Genomic DNA, 26,501 nt, shown 5'->3' on the forward strand with positions numbered 1-26,501 from the left:
ATGACAGAGGAGATAGATTCCGTTAATGAATTTGGAAAAATTACTTAAAAAAGTTGAAAAACCAGCTCAGTACTTAGGGAATGAGTTCAATAGCGTAAAGAAAGAAGTAACAAAAGATACGCTTAGATTTGCCTGGTGTTTTCCTGATCTATACGAAATAGGGATGAGTCACTTGGGAAGCATGATTATGTACCACTTGATCAATGAAAAGACAGAAGTCTATTGCGAAAGATTTTACATGCCAGCAGAAGATATGAGTAAACAGTTATTCGATAACCATTTGAAATTGTTTAGCCTTGAAACAAAGTCAATGATGAAAGAATTTGATTTGGCAGGATTTACGCTTCAATATGAGTTAAGCTATACAAATATTTTACACATGCTTAAACTATCGGATATTCCTTATCTTTCTTCAGATAGAACGGAAGAAGATCCGATTATTATGATGGGTGGTCCTTGCGCCTATAATCCTGAACCAATTGCGAGGATCGCTGATATTATTGTAATTGGCGAAGCGGAAGAAGTAATCCTGGATATATTAAAAACATACAAGAATTGTCGAAATAAGAAAAAAGATTTTTTAGAAGAAGTTGCTATGGTAGAAGGGGTGTATGTCCCTTCATTCTATTATACGGAAACACAAAAGGAAAACTCCCTCTTAACACCGGTACCCATTCATTCAGGAGTTCCCCCTAAAATCACCAAAAGATTCATTAAGGACCTTGATAAAGCATATTACCCTCAAAAACCTTTGATGCCACATATGAAGACGGTCCATGACCGTGCAACTATCGAATTGTTCAGGGGTTGTATTAGGGGATGTCGTTTCTGTCAGGCTGGAATGGTCTATAGACCGGTTCGAGAGAAAAGCAAAGAAAAACTAATAGGTGATACAAACACTATTATTAAAAATACTGGTTACGAAGAATTATCATTGACATCGCTAAGCACCAGTGATTATTCTCATTTAAATGAACTGGCGGATGAACTTATGCATGACCTGGAAAAAGATAAGATAGGTTTTTCGTTACCTTCTTTACGGTTGGATAATATGACACTTGAAATCTTAAAACAAGTTCAACGCGTCAGAAAATCAGGACTTACTTTTGCTCCTGAAGCAGGAAGTCAGCGTCTTAGAGATGTTATTAATAAGGGCATAGAGGAAGAGGATTTGATTTATGCGGTTAGACAAGCTTATGAAGCAGGATGGAGTCAGGTAAAGCTCTATTTTATGATCGGACTTCCGACAGAAACGATGAAAGACGTAGAAGCTATTTTTGATCTTGTTTCAAAGTTAGATCATGAAGTGTACCATAAACGCAAACCTGAGCATAAACATCCATTAAGAATCAGTGTTAGCGTTTCGAACTTTGTACCAAAACCATTTACACCATTTCAATGGGTAGCTCAAGATTCGAGGGAGAAGCTGAAAGAAAAACACCAGTTTCTTAAGGAAAAATTCAAATGCAAAAAAACGGTACAATTTAATTATCATGATTCAGAAACTAGTTTTCTAGAAGGTGTTTTTGCAAGAGGTGATCGCCGCCTATCTGAAGTTTTGATTAAAGCGTACGAAAAAGGCTGTAGGTTTGATGGATGGATGGAACATTTTGATTTTTCGAAATGGGTACAAGCTTTTGAGGAAACAGGGATCGATCCGGAAAAATATACTCAAGGAATAGAAGGATTTGAGCAGGCATTGCCTTGGGATCATATTGACCCACTCATATCGAAAGACTTTTTAATGAAAGAATTTGAGAGGGCCAAAGTGGCTAAAAAAACCCCTCATTGTCGAGAGCAATGCACAGCCTGCGGATTACACACCGTCGAAGGGGGTGGGGTATGTCCATGATTATGAGAACTAAATATTCAAAAACTGGAATGATGAAATATTTGTCACATCTTGACCTTGTAAGGCTTTTTGAAAGAGCTTTACGTCGGGCGAAAATACCCATTGCCTTTTCACAAGGTTACAACCCACATCCGATGATATCCTTTGCATCCCCTCTGAGTATTGGTGTCAGCAGTGAAGCTGAGCATTTTGACTTAGTACTGGCGGAACCGGTTGATGAAAATGAGTTTACACATAAAATGAATCTGGTATTACCTAATGAAGTATGCATAATGAAGGCGAAATTTTATAACGAAAAAAAACTGACTTCTTTAATGAAAGAATCAGCGTTATTGACTTATCACATAGAAATAAGGACTGCTGAACCTATTTCTACAGATGAAATAAAGAAGTCTATTGATGTTTTTATGGATAAAAACGATGTTTTTATTACCAAAATCATAAAGAAAAACAAATACAAACACAGGAAACAAGCAAAGTCTACTAAGGTGAATATTCGACCACTGATTCATTCCTTTACAATAAAATCCATAACAGAAGAGGGATTGATCCTATCTCTGGAAATTTACAACTCAGATAGTGGAACTGTAAAGCCAATCATTGTTTGTGAAAACTGGTTACAGATAGCAGATTTGTCATTAGATGTTGAAGACTTTATGATTCACCGAAAAGAAGTAATGAAGTTGAATGATAAAGGAGAGTACGAAGTTATTCTTAAGTAGAAAAATTCAAGCTATAAATAATGGAAAGAGAGAAATGCAATGAATCAAATTGTAGCTGATGTAGGTGCTCTTGAAACACGCATAGCTGTTTTGGAAAATGAAATTGTTAAAGAGCTTCATTTTGAAAGGAAAAACCATACAAGTATTGTGAATAACATATATTGTGGAACGATTATTAATATTGTCAAGGGAATTGGGACGGTTTTTGTTGATATAGGTGTAGAAAAAAATGTGTTTTTACATGAAACTGAGGTAAATAAACCAATAACAAGACTTAACAAGGGAGATAAGCTACTGATTCAGATAAAAAAAGATGCTATCAGTGAAAAGGGTGCCAAAGCAACTACTTTTTTATCACTTCCTGGCAAGTATGTCATTTTTCTTCCTGAAGAAAAACAAATAGGAATCTCCAGTAGAATAACGAATCAAAAGGATAGAGCAGATCTGGAAGCGATGGGTAAAGAAATAATAGAAGGAACGAGTCATGGGATTGTGATGAGGACGGAAGCACTTTATCAGAGCATCAGTAAGATTAGGCAGGAATATCAAAACCTTAGTACTATTTGGAATTCTATTACGTTAGAAAAAGCTAATAAAGGAGACTTGTTATTTCAGGAAGATGCCTTGTTGGATAGATTGATACGTGATGTTATGAACAAAAATACTAAAGAATTTGTGATTAATGATTCCTTGGAGGCTAAAAGACTTCGAGCCATATGTTGGGAACAAAACCCTGACGATTGCATTAAAATTATTGAATGTGATCCTGATGAAAATCTTTTTGAACGATACAATATTGAAAACCAATGGAAACAAGCAATGCAAAATAAAGTTTCTTTAGAGAGTGGAGGCAGTATTGTTATCAATACTACTGAAGCCCTCACGGTTATTGATGTTAATACGGGTAAAAATATAGGATCAGATAAATTTGAAGATACGGTACTGGAGACTAACCTGGAAGCAGCGGTGGAAATTTCCAGGCAACTGCGTTTGCGTGATATTGGTGGAATTATTGTTATTGACTTTATTGATATGAAAAAAAAACACCATCACTATAGATTGCTGGCATTACTACGGAATGAACTAAAAAAAGATCGGCAAAAAACTGTAGTAGCAGGAATGACAAAACTTGGCCTGGTAGAAATGACAAGAAAAAAAACAAGAGAAAAAGTAGATCAAATGTTTATGGAAATCTGTGATTCTTGCAACGGCACTGGCGATGTTCCTTCTGTTTATCAGGACATGTATACTTTGGAAAAAAAATTGCGTTTGTTAGTAAAACATAAAGATATTGAGCAGATAAAAGTTTCTATACATCCTAAAACATGGCAAAAAATACAAAAAGAAGGATTGAACTTAAAGGTGATGACCGACAAATATAATCATAAAGCTACGTTTATCCAAGATTCGATGCTACCGCCTAGTGGTTTTAAAGTTGAATTATATAAACAGAAGTCTAAACGGCGATAGTCATCGGATAAAAAAGAAAGATAATGCAAAAAATGGATTTTATTGACATATAGAATGTACAATGGTATAATTTATTTTCGTAGAAGCCGCTCAAATCGGGTTTAAACCTTAGGTGCCTTGATTTGGCGAGATTGGTAAGAGGAGGTGTCATTATGTACGCTATTATTGAGACAGGTGGAAAGCAGTACAGAGTCGAAGAAGGAACTACTTTGGTAGTAGAGAAGTTAGAAGTAAAAGAAGGTGAAACAGTAAAACTGGATAAGGTGTTGGCAGTATCTAAAGATGGTGAACTTAAGACTGGTCAGCCAATGCTTGAAGGTGCAACTGTTGATGCAACTGTTGTTGAAAATGGTAAAGCTGACAAGGTGATTGTATTCAAATACAAGCCTAAAAAAGATTACAGAAGAAAAAAAGGACATCGGCAACCATATACAAAACTAAAAGTTCAGAATATTAATCTATAGGCTAATAAAAAATGATTCGAATTCACATTTTTCGTAATCAGCAAAAGGATATTGTTAAGTATACGGTTGATGGTCATGCCAATGCAGACAAACACGGCAAAGATATTGTCTGTGCAGCCATTTCAGTGCTAGCGCAAACAATGATTCTTGGGGTTCACCGCATTTTAAGTGCTGAACCTGAATGGAAAAGTGAAAGTGGAGAGCTGATTTGTATTCTACCGGATAATATTTCTATAGAAAACAGAAAACAGATTAATGCGTTGTTGGAAACAATGGTTTTGGGATTTGATAATATTCGACAACAATATCCTGATCTTATTAAGATTTATACAAAGGAGGTGCGCTGATGTTATTCAATATGGATTTACAGCTATTCGCTAGTAAAAAAGGTGTTGGGAGTTCTAAGAATGGTCGTGATAGCCAGTCAAAAAGACTTGGTGTTAAACGAAGCGACGGACAAGAAGTTACAGCTGGAAGCATCATTATGCGTCAAAGAGGAACTAAAATTCACCCTGGACATAATGTAGGTCGTGGTGGAGACGATACTCTTTTTGCAATGATCGATGGTATTGTGAAATTTGAGCGTAAAGGCAAAAAGAAGAAGCAGGTTAGCATATATGCTTCTGAAAGTATACCAGTACAATAATTAAACAGCTCACTAATGAAGCCGCCGTTAAGGCGGCTTTTTTACCATTCCATGCAAAATGGAATGATTTTGAAAGGTTGGAAAATAAAACATGTTTATAGATCAAGCAGAAATACAGTTAAAAGCAGGAGATGGCGGGAATGGCATTGTAGCCTTTAGACGTGAAACCTTTGTTCCAGATGGAGGTCCATCAGGTGGAGATGGTGGCAAAGGTGGAGATATTATTTTCGAAGCAGATAGTAATTTGAGAACCTTAATGGACTTTCGATATAAAAAGAAATATGAAGCAGAACGTGGAGAAGATGGTAAAAACAAGAATCGATTTGGTCGTCAAGGAAAAGATTTAATTATAAAAGTTCCTTGTGGAACAATGGTGATCAGTAAGGATAGCGATAGATTACTGATAGATTTAACTGAAGATGGTCAACAATATCTAGTCACAAAGGGTGGACAAGGTGGTAAAGGAAATGCCCGGTTCAAGACGTCTGTACGTCAAGCTCCACAATTTGCAACAGCGGGAGAAAAAGGCGAAAGTACAGAAATTATTTTAAAACTAAAGCTAATAGCCGACGTTGGACTAGTTGGATTTCCGAACGTTGGTAAATCAACGTTGCTTTCTGTCATTACAGATGCACAGCCTAAAATTGCAAATTATCATTTCACCACACTAACACCCAACCTTGGTGTAGTTAGAACTCAATGGGGAAATAGTTTCGTAGTAGCTGATATTCCTGGAGTAATTGAAGGGGCTCATCAGGGAGTTGGACTAGGCTTAGACTTTTTAAGACATATAGAAAGAACCAGAGTGTTGATACATGTAGTAGATATAGCAGGTATAGAAGGTAGAGATCCATCAGAGGATTTTGACAGGTTAAATGAAGAGTTGAAACAATATGAAATAGATTTATCAAATCGTCCACAAATTATAGCTGCTAACAAAGCTGACTTAATTAGTGGCGTTGAAATTACTGACCAATTTATAGAAGACATGCAAGCAAAAGGCTACAAGGTTATTCTTATATCGGCTGCTACAGGAATGGGTACAGATGAACTGCTGAAAGAAGTTGGTGTTCTTCTTGAAAAAGAAGAAGAAAAAGATAAAGCTGTTCAAGCGATAAATGAAAAGGAAAAACAAACAAAGAAAGTCATCCGTTTTTCAGATCAAGAAGAGCAAGGAAGATTTACAGTGTATAAACAGAACAATATCTACCATCTGGAAGGAGAATTACTGCGAAAACTTATTTATTCTCTTAATTTAGACAGTATGGATTCATTACTTCATTTCTACCGAGTGTTGCAAAAAAATGGAGTGATAAAAGAATTAAAGAAGCTTGGAATACAAGAAGGAGATACGGTGAAAATTATGGATATAGAGTTTGATTACGTGGAAAATCCTGAAGAGTATTAATATCATCAATTGTAAAAAAGGTGGGTAACTCTTGAACAATAATCGTAAGAGGAAAGTTGGAATTCTAGGTGGAACTTTTGATCCTATACACACTGGACACTTATTTATTGCTCAAACAGCATTAGATGAAGCGGCACTTGATGAAGTGATTTTTATCCCTTCAGGCTGTCCTCCTCACAAAAAAAACAATGAAGTTACTAAAGCATCTTGTCGTTTGCAAATGGTTACTGAAGCTATTGGATCTAATCCATACTTTAGTGTTTCGGAGTTAGATATCAACAAAAATAAAACAGGTTATACTTATGACTTGTTAATCTTGCTGACGGAAAAGTATCCCGAGGTCAGTTTTTATTTTATTATGGGTGCTGATTCTTTTATGGAGATTAAAACATGGTATCGTTATGATGAACTTCTAACGATGGTAGGGTTTATTGTAATGAAACGTAAAGGATACAATAGTGAAGAAATGGATTATCAGACTGGAATCTTCAAGAAAACTCATCAAACGCGCATTGTTATTTTAGACAGTCCCAAACTGGAAATATCTTCATCTGAAATCAGGAATCGCATAAAAACTAATAAATCAATTAAGTATTTACTGCCAGAAAAAGTAGAAATGTACATTTATCAAAACCATCTCTATGATAAAGACTAGGAGCTGTTATGGAAGACAAAAGACTAATTGATGTTATTCGAAAAAAAGTAAAGCTGAAAACAACTCATAAAAGATACAGGCATATAGAGGGTGTGGTTACATCTGCCATATGGTTAGCTAATCGATACGGTGCTGATGTTTACTTAGCCGAAATAGCAGCTTTACTTCATGATTATGCAAAAAACTACACGAAGAGTGAATTGATGCATCTTGCAGATAAATTCAATTTAAAACTTGATCCAATTTTAACAAATGCATATCAATTGCTACATGGAAAGATTGCTGCTAAAATGGCGCAAGAGGAATTTGGAATAACAAATCAAGATGTATTGGCAGCAATTGAGTTCCATACAACAGGAAGACCTGATATGAGCAAGCTAGAACAAATTATTTATCTTGCTGATTTTATAGAACCAGGTCGGGAATACGCTGATGTAGATACGCTTAGAAAACTCTCGGAAGACAGTTTGGAAAGGGCGGTCTTTACCGCCTTAAACAATACGATGATTTATGTGTTGAAAACAAATAAACTACTGCATCCTAACACATTGGATTGCCGTAATAAAATGCTGATAAACAATCCATCTCTTGCGGATATTAGTTAATAGATATATCGTAAAAGAAAGGTAGGTGTATTTATGGAAACGAAACAATCGATTGATCATTTGATGAAGCAGATAGTAAACCATATTGAAGAAAAGCAAGGTGATGAAACCATTGTGCTTAATCTCAATGATATATCTAGTATGTGTGATTACTTTATCATAAGCAGTGCTTCGTCAGAGCGCCAACTAAAAGCTATCGCAGATGAAATTAAAAATGAGTTGGAGGAAAAAAATATTTTTCCAAATCATGTTGAGGGGATGAGAGAGGCTAGATGGATTCTTATGGACTATGGAGATATTGTGATTCATCTTTTTCTAAAAGAAGATCGTGAATACTATGGTCTTGAAACTATTTGGAAAGATGCTCCTATTGTAAATATTGACACACTGTAATGCATTGCGATATAATATTGTGAATGAAATAAGAGTTCGGTAATGATTTATATAGGTCAGAGAGGCTTTCTGAGAAATAAGGTTGCATTGCGGAGTGAACTTCGCTCCCTTATGGAACAGAAAGCTTTTTATATAAGCAACTCCGGATATCGAAAACAAAGGAGGAATAAATTTGTCGACCTACGACTATCAAACAATTGAAGGAAAATGGCAAGATAGATGGAGAGAACAGCAACTTTATTCAACAACTGCATCAGAAAAACCAAAATACTATGCTTTGGAGATGTTCCCTTATCCTTCTGGAAAAATACATATGGGTCATGTCCGTAATTATTCTATTGGTGACGTAGTTGCACGATATAAAAATATGCAAGGTTACGAGGTTTTACATCCAATGGGATGGGATGCGTTTGGGTTACCAGCAGAAAATGCAGCAATTCAAAATAAAGTTCATCCAAATGCATGGACAGATAAAAATATTACGGAAATGAAAGTTCAACTTAGTAAATTGGGTCTAAGTTATGATTGGAATCGAGAGCTATCCACGTGTTCTCCAGAATACTATCGGTGGACACAGTGGATTTTCTTACAGTTTTATAAACATGGCTTAGCGTACAAAAAAGAGTCACGTGTAAACTGGTGTCCTTCTTGCGAAACCGTTTTAGCTAACGAACAAGTAGTGAATGGACAGTGTGAACGATGCGATAGTCACGTTACGAAAGAAATGCTGAATCAATGGTATTTTAAAATAACAGATTACGCCGAAAAACTATTGCAAGACTTGGAACTATTAGAAGGATGGCCTGATAAAGTTAAAACAATGCAAGAAAATTGGATTGGTAAAAGTACAGGTGCTGAAATTGATTTTCCTATTGCTGAAACGGACATGCATCTAAAAGTCTTTACTACAAGACCAGATACTGTTTTTGGAACCACCTGTATGGTAATGGCTCCAGAACATCCTTATGTTTCTCAAATGATAAAAGGGACCGAGTATGAAGAGCCTGTTAAAGCCTTTGTTCATCAATTACAACACTTAAGTGATATTGAAAGAACATCTACTGAAACAGAAAAAGAAGGGATGTTCATTGGCAAGCACTGTATTAATCCGTTAAACAACGAAAGGATACCCATCTATATAGCCAATTATGTGTTAGCTGATTACGGTTCTGGCGCTATCATGGTAGTGCCTGCTCATGACCAACGAGATTTAGATTTTGTGAATAAGTATAATGAGAAAGTGACTCCTGTTATCAAGCCCGTGGATGCTGATGAGCCTTATAGGGTTGATCAGGAAGCATATGACGGCAATGGAATAATGATTAACTCTGGTAAATACAATGGCATGGAGAATGAAAAAGCCTTTGATGCAATTTGTCATGATATAGAAAACCATGGCATTGGACGAAGAACAGTTACTTATCGGTTAAGAGACTGGCTTTTGTCACGGCAAAGATACTGGGGTGCGCCTATCCCGATTATTTATTGTGAAAGCTGTGGTATTGTTCCGGTTAAGGATGAAGATCTTCCTGTCAAATTACCTGTGGACATTGAGTTTAGTGGGAAGGGAAAGTCGCCTTTAACAACCAGCTCATCTTTTTTGAAAACGAAATGCCCCAAGTGTGACGGTGTTGCCACTAGAGAAACGGATACGATGGATACGTTTGTTGATTCATCTTGGTACTTTTTGCGTTATACCGATCCTAACAATGAAAAACTACCTTTTGATAAAGAGAAAATAAGCCAGTGGTTACCGGTAAATCAGTATATTGGTGGTGTAGAGCATGCAATTCTACATCTTCTATACTCCAGATTTTTTGTTAAAGTAATGAAAGACTTGGATTTACTTGATATTGATGAACCATTTCAAAACCTATTAACGCAAGGAATGGTGCTCAAAAATGGTGCGAAAATGTCAAAATCAAAAGACAATGTTGTCAGTCCAGAAGAAATTATTTCACAGTATGGTGCTGATACAGCTAGATTATTTGTCCTTTTTGCAGCACCGCCTGAAAGGGACTTGGAATGGAATGACCAAGGAGTTGAAGGCTGTTATCGTTTTCTAAATCGTGTTTGGAGACTTGTGCAGGAAGTAGATGAACAACATAAAGAAAAACGGAGTATGGATGAAGTTTCAGAAGATGATAAAATGATCATCTATAAAATTCACAGCACAATCAAAAAAGTTACAGATGATATAGAATTACGCTTTAACTTTAATACAGCGATAAGTGCTGTGATGGAATTAGTCAATGAGCTCTATAAATATAAAGCCATGGATAAAGAAAAAATAAATTCAAGACTATTGGAGGAAGGTGTAGAAACCGTTTTACTGCTAATGGCACCATTTGCCCCGCATATGACAGAAGAGTTGTGGAGTCAGTTGGGGAATAAAGATTCAATTCACCATCATCAATGGCCAAAAGCTGATTTAAGCAAATTAATATTAGAAACGGTTGAAATTATTGTACAAGTTAATGGAAAAGTAAAAGAGAAAATGATTATTTCTGCAGACTTATCGGAAGAAGAAATAAAAGAAATCGTATGGTCCAACGATAAAGTAAAACTAAGTATTGATGGAAAAGATATCAAAAAAGTAATCATTGTTCCGGGTAAATTAGTAAATATTGTGGCAAAATAGAAGCACTTGGGACAAAAAGGAGTCGTTTAGGATGGATAATCAGCAGAACCTACACCCCACTCTTGTTAGTATGATTCCAATTGTTCACTCCCTTGGAAAGACACTAGGGAAAAACTGTGAAGTTGCTTTGCATGAAATAAACGAATCAGTTAAAACAATTGTTGCTATCAGTAACGGGCATGTCACCGGCAGATCTGTCGGCAGCCCTATGGTTAACGAAGGTCTGGAAGCGGTCAGGAAAGATGATCATTCTGACCATATTCTTAATTACAAAAATAAGAGTGCTGATGGTAAAACCCTTAAGTCATCTACAATGATGTTGAGAGATGAACAGGGAGAAATCATCGGATGCATGTGTATTAATATTGACATTTCGGAATTTATGATAGCCAGAAAAGTATTGGAAGAGTTTACTAGCATCGATCAAAATGAAGTAGATCATTTTCATGGCACTGGACATAATCGAGTAAATGATGTATTAAATACATTAGTTACGAATACCTTGGATAACTTTGGGAAGCCTGTGGCTTATATGAATAAAGAAGAAAAGGTAGCCATTGTTAAAAGGCTGGATAATCAAGGTGCTTTCTTAATAAAAGGAGCGATTGATTATGTGGCAAAAATTTTGTGTGTTTCCAGATATACAATTTATAACTATCTGGATGAAATAAGAGCAAATAATCAACCATAAAAAAGGAGAGGTTTATATGAGTAAAATGCATGCAACATCGAAAGCTCCAGCTGCTATTGGGCCATATTCTCAAGCTGTTGAAGCAGGAAATATGATTTTTGTATCTGGACAACTACCGATGGATCCAGAAACAATGCAGTTTGTTTCAGAGGATATCCAAGGCCAAACGAAACAATCATTGAACAATCTTAAAGCAATATTAGAATCTGCTGGTTTTACAATGGAGCAAGTGGTTAAAACAACCGTTTTTGTAAAAGACATGAATGAGTTTGGGGAAATGAACAAAGTATATGGAGAGTTTTTTACGGATCACAAACCAGCAAGAGCTTGCGTAGAAGTTGCTAGGCTACCAAAAGATGCAAAGGTTGAAATTGAGGCAGTTGCAATAAAAGAATAAATCAAAAACCGGTTCCAATCTAATCTTAAATAGGAACCGGTTTTTATTTGCTATTATTGATAACGTTCCATACGTCGCCGTAAATAAGCCTGTCTTCTTATTTTTCTGACCCTGAACACATAGATTTGCCAAGCGATAAAGAGGAATAGAACCAAACTAAGCAAAATAGCCGTAATAGGTATCCTTTTGAAAAAAGGAAGAAATTCGACGGACTCCATGGCGATTAAACTTGTATTTCCAATGACTCGATCATTATGATAAAAAACAATTTCACCAAGTTCTATATTAGCTTCTATAGGAGCTTCATAAACATCTTTTATCTTAATTTCTTTGCTAATAAAGTCGGCGGAAACCGTTGTGGGAAGGATTGTATGAACGGCTTTTTCGGTGAATAATGCGATATTATCATGAGTACCATTAACGATAGGAACACTGGTGATAAGCATTTTTTCATCGGTTAATGTTACCAATTGATAATTATCCAACCCATGATCAAGAAGTGCTCTGGAATCAGGGTACAGATTTTCTCTTTCTGCATTTAAGACGACAGCAATTACCTGTCGGTCATTGTCAGTAGCAGAGCTTACAAGACAATGTTTGGCAGCGTTTGTAAAGCCTGTTTTTATTCCGTCAACTCTGGGGTAATACAAATTGATCCATTCACCTTGATATAGCATTTGGTGACTGGTACCTCTTCCCCATAAAAAACGATTACTATTATTATAAATACGTTGCTCAGGTGTTTCTTTGGTTTCAGGTATCACAAGTGATGGAGAAGAAACGATTTCTCGAAAAGTAGGGTTTCTCATAGCGTATCTAGAAATAAGGGCTAAATCATAAGCCGTTGTTAAATGATCTTCATCTGGTAATCCGTGAGGATTTGTAAAATACGTGTTTTTAGCTCCAATTTCTAAAGCTTTTTTATTCATTAAATCAACAAAAGATTCTACACTTCCGGAAATGTGATTTGCTAAAACTTCAGCAACATCATTACCAGATCTAATCATTAAAGCTTGTACTAGTGTTTCTACTGTAAATGATTCGCCGGGCAAAATATACATACTGGAACCAGGAACACCAGGTTCATAGTCAACATAGATCATTTCATCTAATTCCGCATTTTCTAAAGCGACGATAGCTGTCAAAATTTTGGTTGTACTTGCTGGATACGTAGGTTCATGAGCATTTTTTTCAAAAATAACTTCGCCTGTTACTTCATCCATCAGGATGGCTCTTGGTGCACTGATCTCCGGTAGTTCTGAAGCATTTACAGTAAGGGGGAAGCACACTAACAAAAATAATAAGAAAGTACAAGTAATGATGTAATTATGATTCGTTCGAAATTGTCTGATATAGTGCAATACAATCGACTCCGTTCGGAAATAGTTTTTCTTACTGATCTATGCAAAGAAGAAACAAATGAAAAGAATAGCGTTTTCATGTGGCAAATACTTACTTAAATATAGTACAATAATTATAGCCTTTTGTTAAGTGAAAAATTAAATTCCATTAATGACAATATACTGGAAAGCGAGGGCTGTCTTTGGAATTAACAAAAAAACAAAAAATATCATTGCTTGCAATTGCGGTTATTATATTTACCTATATTTCTGTTCGAGAAGTAATGTACTTAAGAAGCAAAACATATATCCTAACAGCACCATCAGAGATGAATCATTCCGTAGAATCCGTAGAAATGGAACACAACCAAAATGAAGATTCTTTTTTTAACAAGGAAGATGCAATCTCGGAAAGTACTTATATAATGGTCCATATAGAGGGCGAGGTTAACAAACCGGGTGTTTACGAATTAGCCGAAGGAAGCAGGGTAGTTGATGTTGTTGATAAAGCAGGAGGATTAACGTCATCGGCAAATCGCAGGATCATTAACAAAGCTCAGAAATTAACAGATGAGATGTTTATTTTAATACCCCATATTGATGAAGAAGTCCACATATCATTTGCTGAAAGGGTGGATCATTCATCTTCTGGTGAATTATCCACTCCCAATGATGGTATGATTAATATTAACACAGCAGATGTAAAATTGTTAGAAACACTTCCGGGAATTGGGCCAGTTTTAGCTCAACGAATCGTCGACTACCGGAACCAGCATGGTAAATTTAATCATGCGGACGATTTAATGAACGTTGCAGGAATAGGGGAAGGGCGATATAAAGATATTTCAGATCAAGTAACAGTTAGATAACAATAGAGAAGAGGTGTTGAAGATGAGTATAAAAAAATTAACTCAAATGACTCAAAGTGCAGGCTGAGCAGCGAAAATAGGACCGGAGGTTCTATCTAAGGTGATAAAAAACTTGCCCGTGCAACATAATCCCAATGTTTTAGTTGGTCTTGAAACGGGAGACGACGGAGCTGTATATAAATTAAAAAATGATCTAGCGATCATTCAAACCCTAGATTTTTTTACACCCGTTGTGGATGATCCGTATATATTTGGACAAGTTGCAGCGGCCAATTCTCTGAGTGATGTATATGCGATGGGAGGAAAACCAATACTAGCATTAAATATTCTCTGCTTTCCAAATTGCCTGCCGACGGAAATAATGGAAAAAATACTCAAAGGTGGAGCTGATAAAGTAATCGAAGCAGGTGCCGTATTAATAGGAGGACACTCCGTGGAAGATAATGAGCCTAAATACGGATTATCGGTAACTGGAACCGTTCATCCTGAGCAGATATTAACGAACAAAGGATCTAAACCAGGAGATTGTCTTATTTTAACAAAGCCCTTAGGCTCAGGTATACTTAATACAGCAATAAAGGCAGAGATGATTTCTTCTGAAGCGTATAACCAAGTAATTCATGTGATGACATTACTAAACGAGTCTGGCTTAAAAGCTGTTGAAAACGTGACGGTAAATGCCTGTACGGATATTACAGGCTTTGGATTAATAGGTCACGCTGTTGAAATGGCAGAGGGAAGCGAAATAACGCTTATGATTAACGCTAGCAAAATCCCCTATATTGAAGAAACAAAAGAAAAGGCTGAGATGGGTCTTATTCCTGGTGGAATGTATCGCAATCGAGAGTTTTTTGAGAAGAAAGTTAAAATGGATACTGGTATTGAAGAAGCTATCGTAGATATAGTCTATGACCCTCAAACTTCCGGTGGCCTGTTACTTTCGGTTCCTGAAAATGAAGTGGACAAAGTAATGGACCGACTGGCGCATAATCATTCCTGTGAATATGCACTAATTGGCAGAGTAGTACCTAGATCAGAAAAGCCAGTAATATTAGAGAGATAGGACAAGTAAACTATTGAAGAGGTGGAAATATGACAGAAGCAAAATCTCTATTAAGATGCCTTCCTAAAGTAGATGAACTGCTACAGCAAGATGAAATTACTCAATTGCTGGAAATGATAGGAAGAGAGCGATTAGTTGATATAATACGAGAAACGATTAATGATTTGCGGAGTAATATTTTATTAAAAGAGATGGTTGTAGAAAGTGATACTAGTGAAGAAAGGATTATCGAAACAATTAAGGAAAAAGTAAAAAAAACCAATGAAATACAGATCAGAAAAGTAATCAATGGTTCAGGAGTGGTTCTGCACACTAATTTAGGAAGAGCGCCTTTAGGATCCTATGCACAAGAAATAATCCAAGAAGTATCCGAAGGGTATAGCAATTTAGAAATCGACTTAGACACAGGCAAGAGAGGGAGCCGTTATCAACATATAAAAGATCTAATATTAACCCTTACAGGAGCGGAAGATGCTATTGTCGTTAATAACAATGCGGGGGCTGTATTGTTGGCATTATCGGCGGTTGCGAAAGGGAAAGAAGTAATTATTTCCAGAGGCGAACTAGTTGAAATAGGAGGATCCTTTCGTGTTCCGGAAGTAATGGAACAAAGTGGTGCAAAGCTTGTTGAGGTGGGTGCAACCAATAAAAGTTATTTGAAAGATTACCAGAATGCCATTACAGAAAATACGGCGGCTTTATTAAAAGTTCACCGTAGCAATTTTAAGTTAGTAGGATTCACACATGAAACGACTAGCGAAGATTTAGTGGCACTTGCTAATCAAAAACAAATACCAGTAATGAATGACTTGGGTAGCGGCTTGTTAATCGATTTGCAGAAATATGGCTATCCATATGAGCCGACGGTTAAAGATGTGGTGAACTCTGGCTGTGATATTATTACTTTTAGCGGCGATAAGTTGCTGGGAGGAACTCAAGCAGGAATTATCGTAGGAAAAAAACACTGGATCAAAATAATCGAAAGTCATCCCCTAACCAGAGCTTTGAGAGTAGATAAACTAACTCTCAGTGCTCTAGAAGCGACATTAAAGCAGTATATCAAACCAGAAAAGGCTATACAGCAGATACCAGTTCTTAAAATGATGATAGCGACAGAAGAAGATATGCTCAAAAAAGCAGAAGAGTTTATTCGACAGCTACCCGAATCAATAGATAGATTAAAAGCTAGCATTAAGCGAACAACATCTCAGGTTGGTGGCGGCTCATATCCAGGACACGAAATGAACAGCTATGCCGTTGTTTTTGAAGGTAGTCAGGATGACATCGTCAGCCTAGAGCGTTTTTTAAGAACAGGAACGCCTTCTGTTATAGGGAGGCTATCAGAAGGTGTTTACCTATTAGATGTTCGAACGATCATCGAAAAGGAAATGATAATAATATCAGAGAGGCTACAAGATTGGGTCAAAAGGAGTGAAAAGCGTTGAAGCATTTAGTCATTGGAACAGCAGGTCATATAGATCATGGAAAAACGACTTTGATCCAGGCTTTAACAGGACGGAATACAGATCGCTTAAAAGAAGAAATGAAAAGAGGTATTTCTATAGAGCTGGGCTTTACCCATTTTGATTTACCAGGTGGCATCAGAGCAGGCATTATAGATGTACCAGGTCATGAACGGTTTATTCGGCATATGCTTGCTGGTGTAGGTGGGGTTGATCTGGTGATGCTTGTTATTGCAGCAGACGAAGGGGTCATGGCACAAACAAAGGAACATTTGGATATTTTACAGATGCTGTCTATTAAAAAAGGTATCGTAGTGCTGACAAAAGCGGATATAGTAGAACCAGAATGGTTAGAGATGGTTAAGGAAGATGTAAGAGAAAGTTTACAGGAAACATTTCTGGAATCGGCACCAATAATAGCGGTAGATTCAGTATCTAAAAGAGGTATCAATGAGTTAATTGAAAAATTAACCGATCATTATCAAGAGGTAGATTCTCGAGATGAAAAAGCACCTTTTAGAATGCCTATTGATCGTGTGTTTACGATAACAGGCTTTGGAACTGTAGTGACCGGTACCTTGATGGAAGGTTCCCTTAATATTGAAGAGACGGTTCAATTATATCCTGGTGAAGAGACGCTTCGAATTAGAAACATACAGGTTCATGGTGAAACGGTCAAAAAGGCTTATGCGGGACAAAGAGTTGCACTAAACCTGTCTGGAATAAAAAAAGAACTAATTCAGAGAGGTGATTATCTAGCAAAACCAGGATCCTTAAAGTCGACTATGATGGTGGATGGTAGGCTAACATTATTAAAAAATGCCCCCAGAAGTCTTAAGCAGCGTGATCGAGTGCGAATTTATCATGGAGCATCTGAAATTTTAGCGCGAATCGTCATCCTGGAAAAAGATGTGATTGAACCTGGCGAAAGTACGTTGGTTCAGTTTAGACTGGAAGAAAATGCTGTCTTTAAAAAAGGTGATAACATTATTATTCGATTTTACTCACCAATGGAAACTTTAGGTGGTGCCGTGATCATAGAACCATCCCCCGAGAAACATAAATCGATGCAGCAAGATATCATTGATAAATTAATGCTGAAAGAATCAGGTGGTATAGAAGCGGATTTAGAACAAGCCCTGCAAAAAATAAGCGATACATTTCCAGATAAATCAATATTAGCAGAATCAATTGGTTGTGATGAGTCAGATATTAAAGAAGTGATTGGTTATTTACAGGACCAAAACCTAATCTATTCAATTGAAGATAAGTATTATATTCATCGAGATTATTATGAATCAATTATTGATGAAATTAGCATGAACCTTATAAATTATCACAAAAAAAATCCTCTAAGGCAAGGAATGCTAAAGGAAGAATTAAAGAGCAGGGTATTTTCTAATCCTAAAAACAGAGCGGCGGACCTTTTCCTAGAACTAATCAGCCAAGAAAAGATCATCTGTATTGAAGGTAAATTTGTTTCAGCACAAGGCTTTTCCATCAAACTAACTCCAGAGCAAAAAGAAATTCTGAATCAAATTGAAACCATTTATTTAGAGTCCTTGTATAGTCCACCTCGTCTGGAAGAGGTGAAAAAGGGTATTAAAGGAAAAGAAAAAACCATTCAACAAGTGATAGAAATGATGATGGGAGACAAGTTATTGCGCTTGCAAAACGACTTAGTTCTTCATCAAAAAGCTTATGAAGGTGCGAAGGAAAAAATAAAAGAACATTTTATTAATTGTGAAACCCTGAGCGTTGCAGAATTTAGAGACTTACTAGGGACTAGCAGAAAATATGCTGTTGGCATTTTAGAGTATCTTGATCAAGAAAAATTCACTAAAAGAGAGGGCGATAATAGAACTTTAGGAAAAAAATAGCAAAAGACTTATAAACGACTCTTGCTGTTGAGAAGTTCTTTGTGCTATAATAAGTTCTGTTATGGACTGCAGAATTATAAGGGAGTAGATGGGTGCTGGTGTGCCCTCTGGTCTTCAAAACCAGTACGAGGGGTTAGGAGCCTCTTGGGTGGGTTCGATTCCCACGTACTCCCGCCATTGTCATTTACTGAGGGCTTCGGCTCTCATTTTGTTTATTTATAGAAAGATTAATCGGAGGGTTACTGTTATGGACCAGGAAATAGGCCGATGTCAGCAAGAATTGAAGTCGAAAGGGTATAAGTTTACGAAACAAAGAAGAATAATCATTGAGATCCTTTTATCTTCCCAACGACATCTGATGACAGCTAGCCATATCTATGAAGAAGTTAAGAAAAGAAAGCACCCAATAAACTTTTCAACTGTCTACAGAAATTTGGAAACATTGCTAGAGTGTGGACTAATCAGAAAAGCTTTGTTGCAAGATGGAATTGCAAGCTACGAATTGAATATTCATCATCACCATCATCATTTAATATGTTTACAATGTCATGATGCCGAAATGATTCATTTTTGTCCTTATGAAGAAATTAATAAACATATTAGAAAAAACACTCACTTTCATCCTGTAGAGCATAAAATTGAAATATATGGTTATTGTGAACAATGTCACAAAAAGATTACAAAGGATTTGAGTCAAAAATGAGAATTTTAGGGATTGACCCAGGATTAGCAACTACAGGGTATGGAGTGATCGATTATCATAAAAATCAATTCCAAGCAGTACAGTACGGTGTGATAAGAACAAACAGTAAAACCTCTATGCCACAACGACTGTCTATTATCAATGCAAACTTAAAAGAGGTTATCCTACGCTATGAACCGGATGTAATGGCTGTGGAAGAATTGTTTTTTAATACAAATGCAAAAACAGCTATGTTGGTTGGACAAGCCAGAGGGGTTGTTTTATTAACAGCAACAATGGAAGGCATCGAAACATATGAATATACACCTTTACAAGTAAAACAAGGAGTAGCTGGATATGGCCGAGCAGAAAAAAAACAAATACAGCTCATGGTAAAAACACTATTAAACCTTAAAGAACTACCAAAACCGGATGATGCGGCAGATGCACTGGCTATTGCCATGTGCCATGCACACACAGGGAACTTTTGTAATGTATTTAAAGTGTAGCGATGTCTTTGAAAGTCTTTAGAAGGGACTGAGTAAGCCTTGATTGAATATATAAAAGGAACAGTTGAGTTTGTCACCAACGAAAAGGTTGTTGTTGAAGCAAACGGATTGGGGTATGGCGTATACTCTTCGACAAAAAGCTTGTCAGACATTCACGTGGGAGCGTCGGTTACTTTATTTACTTATTACAGTGTAAGAGAAGATAGCATTAGTCTGTATGGTTTTGCTACCAAAACGGAACTGGATATGTTTAAGAAATTAATTTCAGTAACAAAGATAGGCCCAAAAGCAGCTATTGGAATTCTTTCTACCTTTACAGTTGAGACGCTTTGCCAACAAATTGCAACTCAAAATATTGCTATGATTTCAAAAGCGCCGGGAGTTGGAAAAAAAACAGCCGAACGAATTGTATTAGAACTTAAAGATAAGGTTAAGGATTTAAATGTGCTGGATAACAAGGAGAATTCTCAATCTATGCAAGATATGCTCTTTGAAGATGAGATATTAGAAGCACTGTTGTCACTAGGTTATCAACAACAAGAAGCAAAACAGGCAATCATGGCTGTGGCATCGGAAGCAACGACAACAGAAGCTGGGCTAAAAGCGGCATTGGCCTGGTTACTTCGATAATGTGGAGGGAAATCTGTGAGTATTGAAGAAAGAATGATAACCACTGAGTTAAAAGAAGAAGATGTAGCGATCGAAACTGGTCTTCGCCCTAAAAGCCTTAATGATTATATAGGGCAGGATAAAACCAAAGAAAAGTTTCGAATTTTTATAGAAGCAGCAAAAAATCGAAAAGAATCTCTGGATCATGTTCTGCTATATGGACCTCCAGGATTAGGGAAAACGACACTATCCAGCATTATTGCTAATGAAATGAATGTAAACATAAGAATTACTAGTGGACCTGCCATCGAAAGACCTGGAGATCTAGCCGCCATTCTAACTAATTTATCTGAAAATGACGTGCTTTTTATTGACGAAATACATAGATTAAATCGTTCTGTTGAAGAAATTCTATACCCTGCAATGGAAGATTATGCCTTAGATATTATTATTGGAAAGGGACCGAGTGCCCGTTCCGTAAGACTTGATTTAAATAGATTCACTTTAATTGGTGCAACTACCAGAGCTGGTCTTTTAACCTCTCCCTTAAGAGATCGATTTGGTGTGATTAGTCGGCTGGAGCTTTATAATACTAATCAGTTAACAAAAATCATTAAACGGTCAGCTAAGATTCTTCAAATACCCATTGAAGAAACAGCTGCCGTTGAAATTGCATCACGGTCGCGAGGAACACCACGAATTGCTAACCGGCTATTAAAACGCATCAGAGATTATGCTCAGGTTAGAGCCGATGGTATTATAGATTCTAATACAGTGTCGGAAGCTTTGCATTTATTTGAAATAGATGCATTAGGTTTAGATAATGTAGATAAAAAAATGATCCTGTCAATGATAGAAAACTTTAATGGAGGGCCAGTTGGTTTAGATACTTTGTCAGCATCCACCGGTGAAGAAAGGAACACGATCGAAGATGTTTACGAACCATACTTGATGCAAATTGGCTTTATCAGTAGAACTCCTAGAGGCAGAGTAGTTATGAAAAAAGCATACGAACATTTTCATCTGCCTTATCAGGATCAAAGCGAGGAATCGTGATGGAGCAAATGGCTAAAACGATGATATCTTTAGGCACTCTTTTTTTATTGGTGGGTTTCTTCCTATTGCTTATGGACAGAATAGGACTAGATTCTTTGCCAGGTAATTTCTTGTTTCAAAAAGGAAGAGTGACATTCTTTTTTCCATTAACAGCCAGTATTATTATTAGTCTTTTATTAACTTTTGTTTTTAATATTTTATTAAGGAAGTAAGTATGAATAGAGAGAAAATAAACAAAATGTGAAAGAGAGAGGATTATGAAAACCAGTGATTTTTACTACAAACTTCCGGAAGAGCTAATTGCTCAAAAACCTTTAGAGATACGTGATCAGTCAAGGCTGATGATAGTGAATAAATCTGAGCAAAGCATACAACATAAAAAATTCTGTGATGTTGTTTCGAAATTAAATCCTGGCGATGGATTGGTTATCAATACATCCAGGGTAATACCTGCCAGATTGACCGGTAGAAAACGATTCACCAATGGAAAAACAGAACTGTTGTTACTGAAGCAAGAAGTCCCCAATACTTGGGAAGTGATGGTTAAACCAGCAAAAAGAATACGAAAAGATACTCAGATAATTTTCGGGAAGAATGAGTTGAAGGCAACGGTTCTTGAAGAACGCAACGATGGTCTTCGATTAGTTAAGTTCCAGAGTGAAAGTGATCAGTCCGTAGATCTTTTAATTCATAAGTTGGGAGAAATGCCACTTCCACCCTATATTCACGAGAAGCTGGAGGACAAAGAAAGATATCAGACAGTATACAGCGAAGCACCTGGTTCGGCGGCAGCTCCAACAGCTGGACTTCACTTTACAGAAGAAATTCTATCAACGATTAAAAGAAAAGGCATTCATATTATTCCGATCACCTTACATGTAGGATTAGGCACTTTTAGACCAGTACAGTCAGATAATCTGGATGAACATAAAATGCATGAGGAATTCTTTGAAATTTCTCAGGAAAGTGCTGCAACAATGAACAAAATTAAGGAAAAGGGTGGCCGCATCGTTGCTGTTGGAACCACTAGCTGTCGGGCATTAGAGTCATCGGTTGGTTTGGACGGACAGATCATAGCCGCTAAAAAGTGGACAAATATTTTTATTAAACCTGGATATGAATTTAGGTTTATAGATATACTGGTTACCAATTTTCACTTACCGGAATCAACACTCCTGATGTTAGTCAGTGCTTTGGCAGGGAAAGAATTTATGCTTAGAGCTTATGAAGAAGCCGTGAATGAGAAATATCGCTTCTTTAGCTTTGGTGATGCTATGTGGATTGAGTAAAGCAAATGAAGGAGTAGATTGATAATGAAAAAAATATTTACTAAAACCGGTTCTTCCAGCGAATCTCTTGCTCGAACCGGTATGGTAGAAACGTATCATGGTAAATTTGAAACACCGATATTTATGCCTGTTGGAACACAGGCAACTGTTAAAACAATGACGCCTGAAGAGTTGCGAGAGTGTGAAGCACAAATTATTTTAAGCAATACATATCACTTATACATGAGACCAGGTTCTGATTTAGTTGAAAAAGCAGGCGGACTCCATCGTTTTATGAACTGGAAGCATCCGATACTAACTGACAGTGGAGGATTTCAGGTATTTAGCTTAGGTCATCTAAATAAAATCACAGAAGAAGGTGTGACTTTTCAGTCTCATATTGACGGATCACGACATTTTATTTCTCCTGAAAAAGCAGTGGAAATTCAAAATCAGCTGGGTGCAGATATTATGATGGTGTTTGATGAATGTGTTCCTTACCCCTCTGACCATGAATATGTACGAAATTCCGTTGACCGGACAACAAGATGGGCAAAACGTTGTATGGATGCTCATCGCAATCAAGATAAGCAACACTTGTTTGGAATTGTGCAGGGAGGTATGTACCATGATTTACGAAAACGAAGTGCCGAGGCACTTATTGACTTGGATTTTCCTGGATATGGAATCGGTGGGCTGAGCGTAGGAGAACCTAAAAAAATAATGTACGATGTCTTAGATCACTTAATGCCCATAATGCCACCGGATAAACCTCGGTATTTAATGGGAGTAGGAAGTCCTGATGCATTGATTCATGGAGTGTTAAGAGGCGTAGACATGTTTGATTGTGTCCTGCCAACTCGTATAGCAAGAAATGGTACAGCAATGACTAGTGAAGGACCTGTTATTATTAAAAATGCAAAACATTTTGAATCTTGGGCACCGCTGGACTCTGATTGTCAATGCTATTGTTGTCGAAACTATTCGAGGGCTTATTTACGCCACTTATTCAAATCGAATGAAATTTTAGGGCTAAGACTACTATCAATACACAATATTTCATTTTTGTTAGAGTTAATGAAAGGAATCAGAAAGGCTATAAAAAATGATTGTCTTATAGATTATTGCCAAGCATTTTACCGTCGTTATTATCAGGAAGAACTTGTATTTAATTTCATTCCATAAATTGACAAGACGCGATGAATATAGTTTAATAGGTAACGAGACATAAAATCTGGGAGGAGATAAGACATGCAATTTTCAGGATTGATCATTCCTTTGGGTTTTTTAGCCATCTTTTATTTTTTGATTATTAAACCCCAAAAGGCCAAGGAAAAAAAGATTAAACTTATGCGGGAAAACTTGAAAGTTGGAGATGAAGTCGTTACTATAGGCGGAATCTTTGGGAAAGTTGCAAAAGTAAAAGAAGACATGATAACCATTGAAGTTGGAGCTGATAAAACTAAGTTGACAATGGCAAAGTGGTCTGTTGGTAACTTGGTGAATGAAAATGATGAAGAAAGCTCGGGAAAATCGGAATAAATTGTAAAGATTAGAATAAAAAAACAGCGGAAATGCGCCGCTGTTTTTTTACTGACTATATAAACAAATGATATTTGTAATGCTACATTGTTTTTTGAGCATTGCTTATGATATAATGCTATGGACATTAAATATCCGAAAGGAGTAATATGATGACAAAGAAACGTATTAAAACATTAAATGCAAATAACTTACCTTCTAAAGGTGCAGACACTGGTTGTGGAGAATGTCAGACATCCTGTCAATCTGCTTGTAAGACTTCTTGTACCGTAGGCAATCAAATTTGTGAAAAATAGAGACGATAGCGATTGCATAGGCAGGAGTGCAAACTCTCTGCTTTTTCTTTTGTCAAATATTATTTGGAAAGTAGGTATTATCAAATGGTTCACACGTTTAAAAGAAATGGCGTCGTAATGGCAGTTGATGTGAATTCTGGCGCTGTTCATGTGATAGATGAACTGGTATATCAATTACTGGGGAGCGAAAAGGTAGTTGATGATAAGCAGCATATCCACCACTTAAATAACATTTATGGCTTCGATACCGTTCAGGAAGCCATAAAAGAAATAGAAGAGCTTCGTCAGGCAGGACTACTTTATTCCGAGACTGATACAGATGCTAATGCCATGAAACATCAGCCATCAGTTATTAAGGCGATGTGCTTACACGTAGCTCATGATTGTAATTTATCCTGCGAATATTGCTTTGCAGCCGAAGGGACTTTTCATGGCAACAGAGGAATGATGTCTTTAGAAACTGGTAAAAAGGCACTTGTTTTCTTAGCTGAAAACTCAGGGAACCGAAAGCACTTAGAAGTGGATTTTTTTGGTGGAGAACCATTATTGAATTTTTCACTGATCCGGGAATTAATTGATTTTGGAAGGGGTTTAGAGAAAAAAACAGGAAAGGTTTTTCGATTTACATTAACTACGAATGCGCTTGCCCTTACGGAAGATAAAATGGATTATATTAATGAGCATATGGACAATATTGTTTTAAGTATCGATGGACGAAAAGAAGTTAACGATAACCTTAGAAAAACATTATCAGGTAGCGGGTCCTATGATTTGATTAAACCTAACATAAGTAAAATGGTTCAAAAAAGAGGGGATAAAGCCTATTTTGTTCGTGGCACCTTTACAGCAAAACACCTTGATTTTTCTTCGGATGTGGTGCATCTGGCAGATTTAGGTTATGATCAAATATCTGTGGAACCGGTAGTTGGACCTGCAGAAATGGAAACAACACTGAAGGAAGCGCACCTTCCTATCATAGAAAAAGAGTATGAAAAATTATCAGAAGAATACTTGAAACGAAAAAACACTAAAAATAAATTTCGATTCTTTCACTTTATATTAGACTTGCAGCAAGGGCCATGTATGAAAAAAAGATCTTCTGGATGTGGTGCTGGCACAGAGTATGTGGCGGTAACTCCTGAAGGTGAACTGTATCCCTGTCATCAATTTGTTGGTCAACATGAATTTTCTCTAGGAAATCTTGATACTGGTATCACAAACAAATGCCAACAACGTAAGTTTGTTAATGCAACTGTTTATGATAAGTTGGACTGTGTTCAATGCTGGGCAAAATATTATTGCAGTGGTGGATGTCATGCAAATGCTTACTTTATGAACAATGATTTGAATAAACCCTATCAGATGGGATGTCAGATGGAGAAGATAAGGCTGGAGACTGCATTAACTATCATTGCAAGAGAAAGCGAGGAATAAGAATGGTTAAGGACTGTAATGGAAGGAATCCGGAATTTCACAATTCATGTTTTGTAGCTGAGACAGCTAGTGTCATTGGCAAGGTGGTCATGAAAGAAAATGCCAGTCTTTGGTATGGTGTCATTGCCAGAGGAGATTATAATGATATTTATATTGGAAAAGGTACAAACATACAAGATGGCTCCGTCATACATATTGCCTTTAATCATCCTACGGTGATAGGAGATTATGTTACTGTTGGTCATAATGCAGTTATTCATGGTTGTCATATTGAGGATGAAGCTTTGATAGGTATGGGCGCCATTATCTTAAATGGTGCAACTATTGGAAGTAAAAGCATCATTGCTGCTGGAAGCCTGGTGCCGGAAGGAAAAGAAATTCCGCCGGGAGTATTGGCAATGGGATCTCCTGCTAAAGTAGTAAGAAACTTGACGGAAGATGAAAAGAAAAATATTCGTCTCTCCGCTGAAGATTATATAGGGTTTGCAAAAGAGCATAAGAAAGAAATATAGATTTTTTTCTAAGAGAGTAAATTAAGGAGGTTTT

General features: G+C 36.7%; 29 protein-coding genes and 1 tRNA gene. 29 read left to right on the forward strand and 1 reads right to left on the reverse strand.

Annotation, left to right across the window (positions count from 1 at the left end; genetic code table 11):
• Positions 1 to 25 precede the first annotated feature (25 nt).
• The 13 genes from BLV55_RS07740 to BLV55_RS07800 all read left to right on the forward strand — a co-directional run bounded on the left by BLV55_RS07740 (position 26) and on the right by BLV55_RS07800 (position 11,944).
• Positions 26 to 1,852: a TIGR03960 family B12-binding radical SAM protein gene (locus BLV55_RS07740; RefSeq protein WP_093313050.1), complete on the forward strand. Its 1,827-nt coding sequence runs from the start codon at positions 26 to 28 to the stop codon at positions 1,850 to 1,852.
• A complete protein-coding gene (locus tag BLV55_RS07745) occupies positions 1,843 to 2,574 on the forward strand; it encodes a TIGR03936 family radical SAM-associated protein (protein WP_176968324.1) in 732 nt (243 codons plus the stop codon). Before BLV55_RS07740 ends, BLV55_RS07745 begins: the two co-directional genes overlap by 10 nt.
• 39 nt (positions 2,575 to 2,613) lie before the next feature.
• Positions 2,614 to 4,044, forward strand: coding sequence for an Rne/Rng family ribonuclease (locus tag BLV55_RS07750; protein ID WP_093313054.1), 1,431 nt, complete (start codon positions 2,614 to 2,616; stop codon positions 4,042 to 4,044).
• 152 nt (positions 4,045 to 4,196) lie between these two features.
• Positions 4,197 to 4,508: a 50S ribosomal protein L21 gene (gene rplU / locus BLV55_RS07755; protein ID WP_093313056.1), complete on the forward strand. Its 312-nt coding sequence runs from the start codon at positions 4,197 to 4,199 to the stop codon at positions 4,506 to 4,508.
• A gap of 11 nt (positions 4,509 to 4,519) precedes the next feature.
• Complete coding sequence (locus BLV55_RS07760) at positions 4,520 to 4,855, forward strand: ribosomal-processing cysteine protease Prp (RefSeq protein ID WP_093313058.1); 336 nt, start codon at positions 4,520 to 4,522, stop codon at positions 4,853 to 4,855.
• Positions 4,855 to 5,154: a 50S ribosomal protein L27 gene (rpmA, locus tag BLV55_RS07765; RefSeq protein ID WP_093313060.1), complete on the forward strand. Its 300-nt coding sequence runs from the start codon at positions 4,855 to 4,857 to the stop codon at positions 5,152 to 5,154. Before BLV55_RS07760 ends, rpmA begins: the two co-directional genes overlap by 1 nt.
• A gap of 91 nt (positions 5,155 to 5,245) precedes the next feature.
• Entirely contained in the window at positions 5,246 to 6,562 is a 1,317-nt protein-coding gene (obgE, locus tag BLV55_RS07770) for a GTPase ObgE (protein WP_093313062.1), read from the forward strand.
• Between the two features lie 31 nt (positions 6,563 to 6,593).
• Positions 6,594 to 7,217: a nicotinate-nucleotide adenylyltransferase gene (gene nadD, locus BLV55_RS07775; RefSeq protein WP_093313064.1), complete on the forward strand. Its 624-nt coding sequence runs from the start codon at positions 6,594 to 6,596 to the stop codon at positions 7,215 to 7,217.
• Positions 7,218 to 7,225: 8 nt separating this feature from the next.
• A complete protein-coding gene (gene yqeK, locus BLV55_RS07780; RefSeq protein WP_093313066.1) occupies positions 7,226 to 7,822 on the forward strand; it encodes a bis(5'-nucleosyl)-tetraphosphatase (symmetrical) YqeK in 597 nt (198 codons plus the stop codon).
• A 33-nt stretch (positions 7,823 to 7,855) separates the two neighbouring features.
• Positions 7,856 to 8,215, forward strand: a complete 360-nt coding sequence (gene rsfS, locus BLV55_RS07785) for a ribosome silencing factor (protein WP_242870072.1) — start codon at positions 7,856 to 7,858, stop codon at positions 8,213 to 8,215.
• A 172-nt stretch (positions 8,216 to 8,387) separates the two neighbouring features.
• On the forward strand, positions 8,388 to 10,856 hold the full coding sequence (gene leuS, locus BLV55_RS07790) for a leucine--tRNA ligase (RefSeq protein WP_093313068.1): 2,469 nt from the start codon (positions 8,388 to 8,390) through the stop codon (positions 10,854 to 10,856).
• Between the two features lie 31 nt (positions 10,857 to 10,887).
• Entirely contained in the window at positions 10,888 to 11,547 is a 660-nt protein-coding gene (locus tag BLV55_RS07795) for a helix-turn-helix transcriptional regulator (protein WP_093313070.1), read from the forward strand.
• Between the two features lie 16 nt (positions 11,548 to 11,563).
• Positions 11,564 to 11,944, forward strand: a complete 381-nt coding sequence (locus BLV55_RS07800; RefSeq protein WP_093313072.1) for a RidA family protein — start codon at positions 11,564 to 11,566, stop codon at positions 11,942 to 11,944.
• A gap of 53 nt (positions 11,945 to 11,997) precedes the next feature.
• Here the strand turns inward: BLV55_RS07800 and BLV55_RS07805 are convergent, their stop codons facing one another.
• Positions 11,998 to 13,233, reverse strand: a complete 1,236-nt coding sequence (locus BLV55_RS07805) for a D-alanyl-D-alanine carboxypeptidase family protein (RefSeq protein ID WP_278280004.1) — start codon at positions 13,231 to 13,233, stop codon at positions 11,998 to 12,000.
• 254 nt (positions 13,234 to 13,487) lie between these two features.
• Here BLV55_RS07805 and BLV55_RS07810 point away from each other — a divergent pair, with 254 nt between their 5' ends.
• From BLV55_RS07810 to BLV55_RS07885, 16 genes are all read left to right on the forward strand, one after another.
• Positions 13,488 to 14,153 carry a helix-hairpin-helix domain-containing protein gene (locus BLV55_RS07810; RefSeq protein WP_093313076.1) on the forward strand — a complete coding sequence of 222 codons (666 nt, stop codon included), beginning with the start codon at positions 13,488 to 13,490 and terminating at the stop codon, positions 14,151 to 14,153.
• 22 nt (positions 14,154 to 14,175) lie between these two features.
• On the forward strand, positions 14,176 to 15,216 hold the full coding sequence (selD, locus tag BLV55_RS07815; protein WP_093313077.1) for a selenide, water dikinase SelD: 1,041 nt from the start codon (positions 14,176 to 14,178) through the stop codon (positions 15,214 to 15,216).
• A 29-nt stretch (positions 15,217 to 15,245) separates the two neighbouring features.
• Positions 15,246 to 16,661: an L-seryl-tRNA(Sec) selenium transferase gene (gene selA, locus BLV55_RS07820; protein WP_093313079.1), complete on the forward strand. Its 1,416-nt coding sequence runs from the start codon at positions 15,246 to 15,248 to the stop codon at positions 16,659 to 16,661.
• On the forward strand, positions 16,658 to 18,559 hold the full coding sequence (selB, locus tag BLV55_RS07825) for a selenocysteine-specific translation elongation factor (protein ID WP_093313081.1): 1,902 nt from the start codon (positions 16,658 to 16,660) through the stop codon (positions 18,557 to 18,559). The genes selA and selB overlap by 4 nt, the downstream gene beginning before the upstream one ends.
• Positions 18,560 to 18,639: 80 nt before the next feature.
• Positions 18,640 to 18,736, forward strand: a tRNA-Sec gene (locus BLV55_RS07830).
• A gap of 70 nt (positions 18,737 to 18,806) precedes the next feature.
• On the forward strand, positions 18,807 to 19,262 hold the full coding sequence (locus BLV55_RS07835; protein ID WP_093313083.1) for a Fur family transcriptional regulator: 456 nt from the start codon (positions 18,807 to 18,809) through the stop codon (positions 19,260 to 19,262).
• Positions 19,259 to 19,750, forward strand: a complete 492-nt coding sequence (gene ruvC / locus BLV55_RS07840) for a crossover junction endodeoxyribonuclease RuvC (protein ID WP_093313085.1) — start codon at positions 19,259 to 19,261, stop codon at positions 19,748 to 19,750. The genes BLV55_RS07835 and ruvC overlap by 4 nt, the downstream gene beginning before the upstream one ends.
• Positions 19,751 to 19,789: 39 nt before the next feature.
• Positions 19,790 to 20,380: a Holliday junction branch migration protein RuvA gene (ruvA, locus tag BLV55_RS07845; RefSeq protein WP_093313087.1), complete on the forward strand. Its 591-nt coding sequence runs from the start codon at positions 19,790 to 19,792 to the stop codon at positions 20,378 to 20,380.
• A gap of 33 nt (positions 20,381 to 20,413) precedes the next feature.
• Positions 20,414 to 21,415, forward strand: coding sequence for a Holliday junction branch migration DNA helicase RuvB (gene ruvB, locus BLV55_RS07850; protein WP_093313611.1), 1,002 nt, complete (start codon positions 20,414 to 20,416; stop codon positions 21,413 to 21,415).
• 20 nt (positions 21,416 to 21,435) lie between these two features.
• Complete coding sequence (locus tag BLV55_RS15005; protein ID WP_408645581.1) at positions 21,436 to 21,627, forward strand: DUF2905 family protein; 192 nt, start codon at positions 21,436 to 21,438, stop codon at positions 21,625 to 21,627.
• Between the two features lie 45 nt (positions 21,628 to 21,672).
• A complete protein-coding gene (gene queA / locus BLV55_RS07860; protein WP_093313091.1) occupies positions 21,673 to 22,704 on the forward strand; it encodes a tRNA preQ1(34) S-adenosylmethionine ribosyltransferase-isomerase QueA in 1,032 nt (343 codons plus the stop codon).
• A gap of 24 nt (positions 22,705 to 22,728) precedes the next feature.
• On the forward strand, positions 22,729 to 23,868 hold the full coding sequence (gene tgt / locus BLV55_RS07865; protein WP_093313093.1) for a tRNA guanosine(34) transglycosylase Tgt: 1,140 nt from the start codon (positions 22,729 to 22,731) through the stop codon (positions 23,866 to 23,868).
• Positions 23,869 to 23,934: 66 nt separating this feature from the next.
• Positions 23,935 to 24,225, forward strand: a complete 291-nt coding sequence (yajC, locus tag BLV55_RS07870; protein WP_093313095.1) for a preprotein translocase subunit YajC — start codon at positions 23,935 to 23,937, stop codon at positions 24,223 to 24,225.
• Between the two features lie 152 nt (positions 24,226 to 24,377).
• The gene (scfA, locus tag BLV55_RS07875) at positions 24,378 to 24,521 is read left to right on the forward strand and encodes a six-cysteine ranthipeptide SCIFF (protein ID WP_093313097.1); all 144 of its coding nucleotides are present in this window, start codon (positions 24,378 to 24,380) and stop codon (positions 24,519 to 24,521) included.
• 84 nt (positions 24,522 to 24,605) lie between these two features.
• Positions 24,606 to 25,955: a thioether cross-link-forming SCIFF peptide maturase gene (gene scfB / locus BLV55_RS07880; protein WP_093313099.1), complete on the forward strand. Its 1,350-nt coding sequence runs from the start codon at positions 24,606 to 24,608 to the stop codon at positions 25,953 to 25,955.
• Positions 25,956 to 25,957: 2 nt separating this feature from the next.
• On the forward strand, positions 25,958 to 26,467 hold the full coding sequence (locus BLV55_RS07885; protein ID WP_093313101.1) for a gamma carbonic anhydrase family protein: 510 nt from the start codon (positions 25,958 to 25,960) through the stop codon (positions 26,465 to 26,467).
• Positions 26,468 to 26,501 lie beyond the last annotated feature (34 nt).

The organism is Tindallia californiensis, from assembly GCF_900107405.1.
In the GTDB taxonomy this organism is placed as follows: domain Bacteria; phylum Bacillota; class Clostridia; order Peptostreptococcales; family Tindalliaceae; genus Tindallia; species Tindallia californiensis.

Bases quoted from the DNA above. Each gene is read 5' to 3' on its own strand.
- yqeK (WP_093313066.1), top strand. From the start codon at position 7,226: ATGGAAGACAAAAGACTAATTGATGTTATTCGAAAAAAAGTAAAGCTG.
- yajC (WP_093313095.1), top strand. From the start codon at position 23,935: ATGCAATTTTCAGGATTGATCATTCCTTTGGGTTTTTTAGCCATCTTT.
- rplU (WP_093313056.1), top strand. From the start codon at position 4,197: ATGTACGCTATTATTGAGACAGGTGGAAAGCAGTACAGAGTCGAAGAA.
- rsfS (WP_242870072.1), top strand. From the start codon at position 7,856: ATGGAAACGAAACAATCGATTGATCATTTGATGAAGCAGATAGTAAAC.
- BLV55_RS07800 (WP_093313072.1), top strand. From the start codon at position 11,564: ATGAGTAAAATGCATGCAACATCGAAAGCTCCAGCTGCTATTGGGCCA.
- BLV55_RS07760 (WP_093313058.1), top strand. From the start codon at position 4,520: ATGATTCGAATTCACATTTTTCGTAATCAGCAAAAGGATATTGTTAAG.
- scfA (WP_093313097.1), top strand. From the start codon at position 24,378: ATGACAAAGAAACGTATTAAAACATTAAATGCAAATAACTTACCTTCT.
- BLV55_RS07835 (WP_093313083.1), top strand. From the start codon at position 18,807: ATGGACCAGGAAATAGGCCGATGTCAGCAAGAATTGAAGTCGAAAGGG.
- BLV55_RS07795 (WP_093313070.1), top strand. From the start codon at position 10,888: ATGGATAATCAGCAGAACCTACACCCCACTCTTGTTAGTATGATTCCA.
- BLV55_RS15005 (WP_408645581.1), top strand. From the start codon at position 21,436: ATGATATCTTTAGGCACTCTTTTTTTATTGGTGGGTTTCTTCCTATTG.
- obgE (WP_093313062.1), top strand. From the start codon at position 5,246: ATGTTTATAGATCAAGCAGAAATACAGTTAAAAGCAGGAGATGGCGGG.
- selA (WP_093313079.1), top strand. From the start codon at position 15,246: ATGACAGAAGCAAAATCTCTATTAAGATGCCTTCCTAAAGTAGATGAA.
- tgt (WP_093313093.1), top strand. From the start codon at position 22,729: ATGAAAAAAATATTTACTAAAACCGGTTCTTCCAGCGAATCTCTTGCT.
- BLV55_RS07745 (WP_176968324.1), top strand. From the start codon at position 1,843: ATGTCCATGATTATGAGAACTAAATATTCAAAAACTGGAATGATGAAA.
- BLV55_RS07885 (WP_093313101.1), top strand. From the start codon at position 25,958: ATGGTTAAGGACTGTAATGGAAGGAATCCGGAATTTCACAATTCATGT.
- queA (WP_093313091.1), top strand. From the start codon at position 21,673: ATGAAAACCAGTGATTTTTACTACAAACTTCCGGAAGAGCTAATTGCT.
- scfB (WP_093313099.1), top strand. From the start codon at position 24,606: ATGGTTCACACGTTTAAAAGAAATGGCGTCGTAATGGCAGTTGATGTG.
- BLV55_RS07750 (WP_093313054.1), top strand. From the start codon at position 2,614: ATGAATCAAATTGTAGCTGATGTAGGTGCTCTTGAAACACGCATAGCT.
- BLV55_RS07740 (WP_093313050.1), top strand. From the start codon at position 26: ATGAATTTGGAAAAATTACTTAAAAAAGTTGAAAAACCAGCTCAGTAC.
- ruvB (WP_093313611.1), top strand. From the start codon at position 20,414: ATGATAACCACTGAGTTAAAAGAAGAAGATGTAGCGATCGAAACTGGT.
- rpmA (WP_093313060.1), top strand. From the start codon at position 4,855: ATGTTATTCAATATGGATTTACAGCTATTCGCTAGTAAAAAAGGTGTT.
- ruvC (WP_093313085.1), top strand. From the start codon at position 19,259: ATGAGAATTTTAGGGATTGACCCAGGATTAGCAACTACAGGGTATGGA.